At 73.2% G+C, this 1,460-nt stretch carries 1 protein-coding gene; it reads right to left on the reverse strand.

The features are described from left to right. Nucleotides 1-393: 393 nt before the first annotated feature. Nucleotides 394-1,020, reverse strand: a complete 627-nt coding sequence (locus V7067_RS12845; protein ID WP_334176298.1) for a ribonuclease HII — start codon at nucleotides 1,018-1,020, stop codon at nucleotides 394-396. Nucleotides 1,021-1,460 lie beyond the last annotated feature (440 nt).

The raw sequence follows: 1,460 nt of genomic DNA on the forward strand, positions 1-1,460 counted from the left end.
GCGCGACGGGTGTAAGAGCCGTCGGATGCCTCGCCTTTCCGCGACGCGGCGATCGTCGATGCCGGACGCGGGACGCGAAACGGCGATGAGGCGCGGCCGTGCGGCGGTGTGCCGGGCGCCGCGCAGAGTTGACCGTCGGAGGCTCCATCGGGGCGACGGCAGGCGCAGCGACCGGTGAGCGACGGGCGGAGTGGTGCGCAGAAGCGACGGGACGCGCCGGCACCCCGTGCGCGAGGCCGGCGCGCGGACGGACAGCGGTATGCCGGGCGCAGCGTTGGTCTTCGGCCTTGTGCGGCGCCGGACTATCGCCGGATCGGGGGGGGGCGCATCGGCCGGCCGGGCGTTCGCCGGGGTCTGTCCCGCGGCCGGCGCGGCCGCTGCGGCGCGGGTCCGTCAGGCGCCGGCGAGGAGCCGGCGGATCGGCGCGAAGGTGCGACGGTGATGCGGCGTTACGCCGTGGGCGGCGAGTGCGGCCTGATGGGCGGCGGTGCCATAGCCTTTGTGACGCTCGAAGTCATAGCCGGGCGTGGTTTCGGCCAGCGCTGTCATCATGCGGTCGCGGGTGACCTTGGCGACGATGGAGGCGGCGGCAATGGACAGCGACTTGGCATCGCCGTCAACAACCGCTTCACCCGGACAGGGCAGGCCGGGCGGCACGTCGCGGCCATCCACGGCGATGAGGCGCGGGGCGGGCCCGCCGGGCAGGGCGGCGACGGCGCTGCTCATGGCCCACAGCGTGGCCTGCCGGATATCCGTCCGGTCGATGCGCGCCACCGAGGCGAAAGCGATGCCGATCCGCGCGCTGGCGACGAGCGCCTCGAAAAGGGCCTCGCGGGCGCGCTCGCTGAGGAGCTTCGAATCGGCGAGACCGGGCGGGACGAAGGCCGGGTCGAGCATGACGGCCGCCGCGACCACCGGGCCGGCCCAGGGTCCGCGGCCGGCCTCGTCAACGCCGCATAACAGGCCGCCGGAGCGCGTCAGGAGCGACAGTTCGAACGCCGGATCCGGTGCGGCCGCCATGCGGGCGGCGCGGCGCGGCTTTGCCGGCCGTTTGCCGGCTGCCGGCTTGTCGGTTGAAGGCTCATCGATTGAAGGCCTGTCGGTTGAAGGTTTGGGCATCGTCGGTCTCCCGCGGCAACAGATCCGCGCCGCTCAGATAGCACGGCAGCCCGCCCGATGGCCTGCCGGACAGCCCGGCCGGATCGGATCGCGACGGTCGCTCCGCCGCCGGCTGTTCTTCCGGCAGGTGCGGTTGGCGGGGCGGTCTTGTCAATCGTTATGCCAACTGTTGCAGATTGTTGTGTCGCAATGCTGACCCGGGTTCGCAGGACGGGAGCTGCCGCGCGCCCGCCGCCGGCTGCGACCGGACGCGCTTGTCCGATCCCGGCCGGACTCATGCCTCGTTCGCTCCGGCGGACGGGAAACCGGTCGTCCGCTCCGATTTGTCGCCACCCGGCCGC

Source organism: Pseudoxanthobacter sp., from assembly GCF_036822375.1.
GTDB lineage: Bacteria > Pseudomonadota > Alphaproteobacteria > Rhizobiales > Segnochrobactraceae > Pseudoxanthobacter.

Excerpts from the sequence above, each read along its gene's own strand:
- V7067_RS12845 (WP_334176298.1), bottom strand. The coding sequence starts at position 1,020 with ATGGCGGCCGCACCGGATCCGGCGTTCGAACTGTCGCTCCTGACGCGC.